Annotated in this window: 8 protein-coding genes and 1 pseudogene; 7 read left to right on the forward strand and 2 right to left on the reverse strand. The window is 69.3% G+C overall.

Annotated elements, in window-relative coordinates; translation table 11 throughout:
* The first annotated feature begins 42 nt into the window (after positions 1-42).
* The 3 genes and pseudogenes from AB0D94_RS31095 to AB0D94_RS31105 all read left to right on the forward strand — a co-directional run.
* Positions 43-456, forward strand: coding sequence for a hypothetical protein (locus AB0D94_RS31095; protein ID WP_362058673.1), 414 nt, complete (start codon positions 43-45; stop codon positions 454-456).
* 253 nt (positions 457-709) lie between these two features.
* Complete coding sequence (locus AB0D94_RS31100) at positions 710-1,252, forward strand: hypothetical protein (RefSeq protein WP_362058676.1); 543 nt, start codon at positions 710-712, stop codon at positions 1,250-1,252.
* 786 nt (positions 1,253-2,038) lie between these two features.
* Positions 2,039-2,737, forward strand: a pseudogene (locus AB0D94_RS31105) (GAP family protein); the annotation flags it as partial.
* Positions 2,738-2,922: 185 nt separating this feature from the next.
* Here the strand turns inward: AB0D94_RS31105 and AB0D94_RS31110 are convergent.
* Positions 2,923-3,303 carry a nuclear transport factor 2 family protein gene (locus AB0D94_RS31110; protein WP_362058679.1) on the reverse strand — a complete coding sequence of 127 codons (381 nt, stop codon included), beginning with the start codon at positions 3,301-3,303 and terminating at the stop codon, positions 2,923-2,925.
* Positions 3,304-3,419: 116 nt separating this feature from the next.
* A complete protein-coding gene (locus AB0D94_RS31115; RefSeq protein WP_362058682.1) occupies positions 3,420-3,842 on the reverse strand; it encodes a DUF6223 family protein in 423 nt (140 codons plus the stop codon).
* A gap of 197 nt (positions 3,843-4,039) precedes the next feature.
* On the opposite strand from AB0D94_RS31115, the gene AB0D94_RS31120 reads away from it, so the two are divergent.
* The 4 genes from AB0D94_RS31120 (at position 4,040) to AB0D94_RS31135 (ending at position 7,803) form a co-directional block, all read left to right on the forward strand.
* Positions 4,040-5,167: a histidine kinase gene (locus tag AB0D94_RS31120; protein WP_362058685.1), complete on the forward strand. Its 1,128-nt coding sequence runs from the start codon at positions 4,040-4,042 to the stop codon at positions 5,165-5,167.
* On the forward strand, positions 5,164-5,826 hold the full coding sequence (locus AB0D94_RS31125) for a response regulator transcription factor (RefSeq protein WP_362058688.1): 663 nt from the start codon (positions 5,164-5,166) through the stop codon (positions 5,824-5,826). Before AB0D94_RS31120 ends, AB0D94_RS31125 begins: the two co-directional genes overlap by 4 nt.
* Before the next feature lie 154 nt (positions 5,827-5,980).
* The gene (locus AB0D94_RS31130) at positions 5,981-6,520 is read left to right on the forward strand and encodes a winged helix-turn-helix domain-containing protein (protein WP_214933824.1); all 540 of its coding nucleotides are present in this window, start codon (positions 5,981-5,983) and stop codon (positions 6,518-6,520) included.
* Positions 6,517-7,803 (forward strand): MFS transporter, encoded by a 1,287-nt coding sequence (locus tag AB0D94_RS31135; protein ID WP_362058692.1) that lies wholly within the window; start codon positions 6,517-6,519, stop codon positions 7,801-7,803. Before AB0D94_RS31130 ends, AB0D94_RS31135 begins: the two co-directional genes overlap by 4 nt.
* The last annotated feature ends 90 nt before the right edge of the window (positions 7,804-7,893 follow it).

Consider the following 7,893-nt stretch of genomic DNA (forward strand, 5'->3'; position numbering starts at 1 on the left):
CCTTGACCGACAGCCGCGACAGGCCCAACTCCCGGAGATGGCGTGTGCATTCACCTGGCCGCTACCCTCAGCGCCGTCGCACTGACCACGGGCATGCTCTTGGCCGCGCCCCCGGCCGGCGCCGGCGCCCACACTTCCAGCTACCCGATCAGCGAGTTCGACGTCACCGTCGGGAACACGTACACGAGGGGCACGATCACCTGGTACGACCGGTCGGTCACCGTGGCGGGAGAGCAGAAGTCGGTCTCCTCGGCGAGTTGCCGGCAGACCACTGCGTTCGCTCTGGCCAGTGCGAACAAGCAATTGGGGTACGCCGTCACCCCCGGAATCGCATGCGGCGAAAGCGAGAAGTTCAGCTTCTCCGCGGGGGCGCCCGTTCCCGGCGGAGCCGCGGTTGTGCGGATCTGCCTCGACGACGGCTCCAAGCCTCTGCGATGCGAGCGCTACGGACGCTGATCACCGTCCCGGACCGGTGTCCGGGAATGTGGCCGTCGCGGGTGGCGGCGGCTACCCTTCGAGCCCGGCACGGCATCCGCACGCGCGTCGGTGGGGCGATCGACTCACGGGCGTCGGCGGGGATGACGACGAGCGCGGCACCGATCACGATTCCTGGACCGGCTCGGGAACCGTTCCTCGGGATCCTGCGTGACCTCTTGATGTGTAGTCGGCTGGTGAAGGGAACCGGATGAGAACGCGGACGATGGTGAGCGTGGCGGTATCGGCGTGCGTGGCGCTGATGGCGTGCGCGTGCGGTCCGGAGAAATCGAAGGAGAACGCGGACGCGAAGCCCTCGCAGCCGTCCGCGTCCACACGGGCAGAAGAGCCGTTGGCCACGCCGTCCGCGTCGACTGGAACCGAGAAGCCGTCGCCCACCCCGACCAGTGTGCTGCCCGCGCCCAGGACCAAGGAGCGCGCGATCCAGCGGTACGAGCAGTACCTCCACGCCCTCGGCCATGAGGACATCAACACGGTTTGCGAAGTGGCCGGGCCCGGCGCGAAGAAGGCGCAGGACATGGGCTTCGGTCCGTGCACGTCTACGTACGTCGTTGTGTTCCAGATGATTTCACCCGCGCAGAAGAAGGCGCTGCAAACCGCGACGGTTGATCCGCAGCACGTCGCCGTGATCACGCCCGAGAAGATCGAGATTCCGCTCGAAGCGGTCAGAGCCTCCGCCTCCTTCTCCGAGAGCGACCTCGGCAGCTACACCCTGGAGTACCTCAAGAACGACTACTACATCACTGACGGAAAGTGACGCGTCGTACTCGAGCCGCCTGGCTGCAGGAGCAACGGGGTGAAGGCCTTCTACGACGCGGGCAGACTTGCATGCGTCGCGCTGGATGCAGTCACAGGTCCACGCAGGTCTTCCTGCCCGGCCTCCCGCCGGCAGGGAGCGATCCAGCGCAGGGCCGGCGGTTTCTTCTGGACCACGCCCCCCGCGTCCCGGCTCAGAGGGGCGAGGCGGCGGAAGTGGTGCTACGGGGCTTGGGCTGACGGAATCCCAAGCCCCGGCTCCTTCAGAAGTCTGGGGTTGGGTCAGCAGTTGACCCAACCCATGGAGTACGTCACAGAGCCCCAGACTCCTGAGAAGGAGAAGTGCTTCTTGGCCCCCTTGGGCCCGACCCATGGACTGTCCTTGGCGCCGCTGCTGGTGTTGAGTCGCACGTACGGACAGCGTCCGTCGGCCTTGGTGTCCTCTACCCAGCCGGACACGACACCGTCGGAGCAGTGTGTGCCGGAGCCTTTGCCCTGTGCGCTGCTCACGGTCCAGTTCTGGCAGCTCACTGCGGAGGTAGGGGAGGGGGAGGCGGCGTGAGCGGCAGGTGCGGTCAGAGTCATTCCGATCGCAGCCACGCCGAGAACGGTTACTGTGGCTAACTTTGATTTCATGAGGCCCTCATTCTTCTCTGGTTGGTGGGCGTCCCAAGTGCGCGTGCTAGCCGGATCGTTTGGCAAGGTAGCCTGAAACTCAATGTCATGGCCGCGTCATTACAGGTCAATTCGTGGCTGAGGTGCGGTACTTGAAAACAGCTGCATTATGGAGGGCGAGCCGATCGGCATGGCATACGGCTACCTGCTCGGCCCCGACGCCGTGTGGTGGGACGAACTGACCGAGCCCGTGCCCGACGACATGCGGCGCGAGGACGGGCACCGCACCTTCGGGCTCATGGAACTCGCCGTGCGCGGACCCTGGCGCGGACACGGTGTGGCGCGGCGTCTGCACAAGACGCTGTTCGACGGCATCGGAGCCGAGCGGGTGCTGTTGAACGTCCACCCGGCGAGCAAGGCCGCGTCGGCTGCTTACCGGGCGTGGGGATACCGCAAGATCGGCGAGGGCAGGCCCCGCGAGGGCCACCCGGCCCACGCCCCCAAGTGGATGGCGGCGATCGACCGGTTCACCCCCGCCAAGGCCGTGAGCCTGGCCTCCTTGCTCGCGGTGGCCAACCCCAAGAACCTGGTCCTGATCCTCGGGGGCACGGTCGCCATCGCCGGCAGCGGCGCCGACCCGCGCGGCAAGACCGTGGCGGTGGTCGTGATGGTGCTCGTGGCCTCGTTGTGCACGGCGGTGCCAGTCGCCGTGTTCCTGTTCGGCGGAACCCGCGCGGCGCAGATCCTCAACGGTTGGAAGACATGGATGTCCGCCCACACGGCGGCAATCATGACCGTTCTGTTCGCCGTTCTGTTCGCCGTTCTGGGCTCCAAGTACGTCGGCGACGCGATGTCCGGCCTGACGCACTGACTCCCGCACTGCCGAAGCGTCCCCCGATGGGCAGATGCCAGAGTGAAGAGGCAGTGTTCCGAACCTGCGCTATTCACCGCGACGATTGATGCGGTCGGCTGGCGCTCTGCCTACCGGTGGGGGCGGCCGTTGGCGGTTACGTGTGAGCGTTGCAGTGCGGCAGATCGGCGTGCGCGGGGCGAGGGTCAGAACATGGTGTTGTCGTTCTTGGAGGTGGGCGGGATCACCTGGAGGACGTCCCAGTGTTCGACGATCTTGCCGCCTGCGCCGAAGCGGAAGATGTCGATGCCGGCGTACTCCTCCTCGGGCCAGGTCTGGTGGCAGTGCAGGATCACGTGGTCGCCTTCGGCGAAGGCGCGCTTGACCTCCACCCGCTTGCCCGGGTACTCGGCGGCCATGCGCTCGAAGTAGTCGATGAATGCCTGCTTGCCGTCGCCGACGTGTGGATTGTGCTGGATGTAGGTGTCGCCGGCGTACAGGTCGATGGCCTCGGCGGGGCGGCACTGGTTGAACATCAGGTCGTAGAACGCCTGAGCCGTGGCCTTGTTCTTCTCCGGGTCGCTCATGATGCCACCGTAGGGTCGGGTGCCGGGTGCGTCACGGTAAGTGCGTCGAGCGGGTGGTCGGCCCCGACGAGGACGGCCGGAGTCCGGCCGGCGAGGTCGTCGGGGTTTCGGGGTGGTCAGCGGGTGCGGCGGGAGCGGGTCAGAGCTCGTCCGCCCCATGCAGTGCCGGTCAGCCCGAGCAGCAGGGCCACGTAGGCTCCGCCCAGCCCGTTGCCGGTGCCGAGTCCACCGTCGGCGGTGGCCGCGACCAGCCCGCCGAGGGCCATGGCGATCAGCCCCGCGACCACGGCCACTGTGGCCCCGAGCGACCCGTTGGCAATGCCGAGACGACCGGCGGGTCGGGTCAGCGCGAGCACGGCGATGACCACGGCGGCCAGCCCCAGCAGCCCGCCGGTGGTGGCTCCGAGCCTCCCGAGGCTGAAGTCGGTGACGCTGACGGCGACGGGCTGGACCGAGGCGTGCGCTGCCGCGGGTGTGGCGAGACCGAGGCCTCCGAGCAGGGCGGCCGGGGCGGCGGCGATCAAGCGACGAGCGGACATCAAGGTGCTCCTTCTCTTCCTACGACTGGATGTGGTCCGAGCATGTCGGCGGGAGCCGCCACAGGTCGTCCAGCAGCCGCAGGCACTTCGCCCTACCACGGACGCGGCAGGCGCCGCGGAACTACTGCGTGTGCGGTAGTCGGCCGCTCGTCCGCGAGCGGGATCCGCCCGCGGCAGCCTCCGGCTACGGTGCGCGCATGAGCAATCGACGGTTCCACGTTCGGGCCGGTGTCAGAGACTGGCTGATAGCCGTCGGTGTGGCGGGGGCGCTCCTGGTCACGGGGCTGTCCGGGCAACACTCTGCCACCGGCCCTGACCTGCTCGGATACGCGTTGCTGGTGGTCGGTGGCCTGGCGCTGGCGGCTGGCCGCCGGGCTCCGGTTGCCGTACTGGCCGTCACCGGGGCCTGCGCGGTGGGGTACCAGGCGACAGGGTTCGACGTGGCTGCCGTCGCGTTCCTCTTCGCGGTGTACGCGGCGATGCGGGCCGGACACCGCATCGTCACGGTGGCAGCGAGCGTGGCCGTGCTGGCGGCTCTTCCCCTCGCGGCCCTGGTCTCGGGCCTGCACGACACGGGCGAGGCGTTCGCGCAGGCCCGCGGCGCCCTTGAGATTGCCTGGCTGATCGCGGCCGGGGCGGCAGGTGAAGCCCTGCGGCAGGCCGAGCGGCGCGCGGACGAAGCCGAGCGCACCCGGGAGGAGACCGCACGGCGCCGCGCCGACGAGGAGCGGCTGCACATCGCGCGGGAGCTGCACGATTCCCTCACCCACCAGATCTCGGTCATCAAGGTGCAGTCCGAAGTGGCCGTCCACGTGGCCCGAAAGCGCGGCGAACAAGTACCGGAGGCACTGCTGGCGATCCGGGAGGCCGGCCGTGAGGCGGCCCGGGAGCTCCGGGCAACCCTGGAGGCCCTGCGCGACGACGACACGACCCCGCCGCACGGTCTCGACCACCTGCCGGAACTGGTGGAGCGGGCCGGCGGGACGGGCCTGGAGGCCACGCTGACGATCGAGGGGCAGCGGCACGATGTCCCGGCCGCGGTGGGCCGTACCGTCTACCGGATCGTCCAGGAGTCACTCACCAACATCGCCCGCCACGCGGACGCCACCTCGGCATCGGTTCGCATCGAGTACCGCCCGGACGCCATCGGTCTCCAGGTCGATGACGACGGCAAGGCCACACCGCACGCCGCCCCGGTCCCCGGCATGGGACTGCTCGGGATGCGCGAACGCGTCACCGCCCTCGGAGGCCGCCTGCGGGCAGCACCGCGCGGCGAGGGCGGCTTCACCGTCCAGGCCGAACTCCCCGTGGAGCGAGCCTCGTGATCCGGGTTCTGCTGGTCGACGATCAACCGCTCATCCGCAGCGGATTCCGTGCGCTCCTCGACCTGGAGGACGACATCGAGGTGGTGGCCGAGGCCGCCAACGGTGCCGAAGGGCTGCAGCTCGCCATGAAGCACGTGCCCGACATCGCGCTCATCGACATCCAGATGCCGGTCATGGACGGCATCGAGGCGACCCGGCGCATCGCAGCCGACCCGGCCCTGGCCGGGGTGCACGTCGTCATCCTCACCAACTACGGCCTGGACGAATACGTCTTCAACGCCCTGCGCGCCGGCGCCGCCGGATTCCTCGTCAAGGACATCGTGCCGGAGGACTTCCTGCACGCCGTACGCGTTGCCGCGCGCGGCGACGCCCTGCTCGCGCCCTCGATCACCCGCAAGCTCATCAACCGGTACGTCAGTCAGCCGCTCCCCAGCACCACGGAGCCAGCACTGGAAGAACTGACCAGCCGCGAACGTGAAGCCGTCGTACTGGTCGCACAGGGCCTGTCCAACGACGAGATCGCGGACCGCATGGTGATCAGCCCTCTGACCGCGAAAACCCACGTCAACCGAGCCATGACCAAGCTCCACGCCCGCGACCGCGCCCAGCTCGTGGTCCTCGCCTACGAATCCGGCCTGGTAACCCCACGCAACTCCTGACATCCACTCAGCAACACCCCGGACCGCATTCCCTGACTGCGGTCGTCACGAGGCCAACCCCGGGAGCGAAGGCCTCACGTGCTGGACAGCCGATTCCGGAAGCCCGAACAAAAAACCCTTGCCTAATGGTCAAGAAGTGTTGACCATTAGGGGCATGCCTACCGATGATCTTCCTGAGACGTTCCACGTCACCACTGACGAGCAGCTACGCGCCGTTTCCAATCTCACGCGTCACCGGATCATGGCCGTGCTCCGCTTCGAGCCCGCGACGATCACGCAGATCGCCGAGCGAGTGGGCCTCGCGAAGGGGAGTTCCAGCTACCACGTACGGCTGCTGGAGCGGGCCGGCCTGGTGAAGGTGGTGCGAACGCGGAAGGTCCGGGGGGTCACCGAGCGGTACTACGCAATGGCCGCGCGGGCGATCGTGCTGCCGGATCCGGGCGAGGGAGGGCCGGATGTGCTGATGCGGCATGCGGTGGCGGACCTGGAGGCAGCGCCGGTGGATGGCGAGCGGCACGTCCGGATGGCGCATCTGCGGCTCACCGAAGAGCAGTTCGCGGAGCTGGGGGCGCGGCTGCAGGCACTCGCGGACGAGTACCGGGAGCTGTCCGATCCGTCGCTGCCGGACGCGTCACTCGTCTTCGCGCTGTTCCACCCGGCACCGCGCGAGCAGGCCGAAGGGGACGCCAAGTGACCTCAGACGTTCGGAAGCTGCCGGCCGGGTTCGGACGGCTGTGGACTGCACAGACGGTGTCCTCGCTCGGTGACGGGGTGACGCATGCCGCGCTGCCGCTGCTCGCGTTGACGCTGACGCGGGATCCGATGGCGCTCGCCGTCGTCACGGCCGCCGGAACGCTGCCGTGGCTGCTCTTCGGGGTGCTCGGCGGTGCGCTGGTGGACCGCTGGGACCGCCGGCGCACGATGTGGGTGGCGGACGCGGCGCGTGCGGTGCTGCTCGCGATACCGGTGGCAGCGGCCGTGCTCGACGTGCTGAGCATTCCACTGCTCGCGGCAGTCGCCTTCCTCCTCGGCCTCGGCGGACTCTTCTTCGACACGGCCGCCACGGCCTATCTGCCGGATCTGCTCGGCCGCGACCCCGCGCTCCTGGAGCGCGCCAACGCCCGCCTGCGCGGCACCCAGACCGCCGCGTCCGGCTTCGCCGGGCCGCCCGCGGGCAGTGCCCTGCTCGCGCTCGGGCGGGCGGTTCCGCTGCTCGCCGACGCGGTCTCGTTCGCGATCTCCGCACTGCTCGTACGGTCGCTGCCTGCCGCACCCCGGCCCGTACCGCAGGCCCGTGAGTCGCTGCTGCGGCAGGCGCGGGCCGGCGCCTCGTACGTATTCCGGGATCAGTTGCTGCTCGGGCTCGCGCTGCGTCCGGCGGTCGGGAACATCGCCTTCCTCGCCGTGGAGACCGTACTCGCCCTCTTCGCGCACGATCGTCTCGGCATCGATACCTTCGGCTTCGGCCTGCTCCTCACGGCGGAGGCCACCGGCGGTCTGCTCGGTGCGGGCGTCGCGTCTCGCCTCGGCCGACGACTCGGCACCGGCACCGCGCTGACCTGCACGGCCGCAGTCGAGGGACTCGCCATCCTGGGCCTTGCCGTCGCCCCGAACCCGTACGTCGCCGGCCTCGCGCTCGCCGTCTGCGGAGCGGGCATGGGCGCCACGATGGTGCTCGGCCCCTCCCTCCGACAGGCGATCGTCCCCGCCCACCTGATGGGCCGGGTCGCCTCCACCTCCCGCATGCTCGCCATGTGCGCCGCCCCGTTCGGCGCCTTCCTCGGCGGCTGGCTGGCCACCACCTACGACGTACGCACCCCGCTCTACACCGCCGCCGGCCTCCTCCTCACCATGACCGCCGTCACGTCGACCATGACCAGCAACCGCCGGGTTGAGGCGGCGCTGCGTGCCGCCGCGCAGGCCGATGATCCAGATCACCCGGAATCCTGGGATCCCGTTCAGGAGCGTGCCGTCTAGGTCCTGTCCGGGCGATCTTCGTGGATCAGCCCGCGTCGTCTGGTGCGGTGCATCGCAAGGCGGAGGAGCGCAGCTCGTACTCGGCCGTAC

The organism is Streptomyces sp. NPDC048255 (genome assembly GCF_040652415.1).
Classification (GTDB): domain Bacteria; phylum Actinomycetota; class Actinomycetes; order Streptomycetales; family Streptomycetaceae; genus Streptomyces.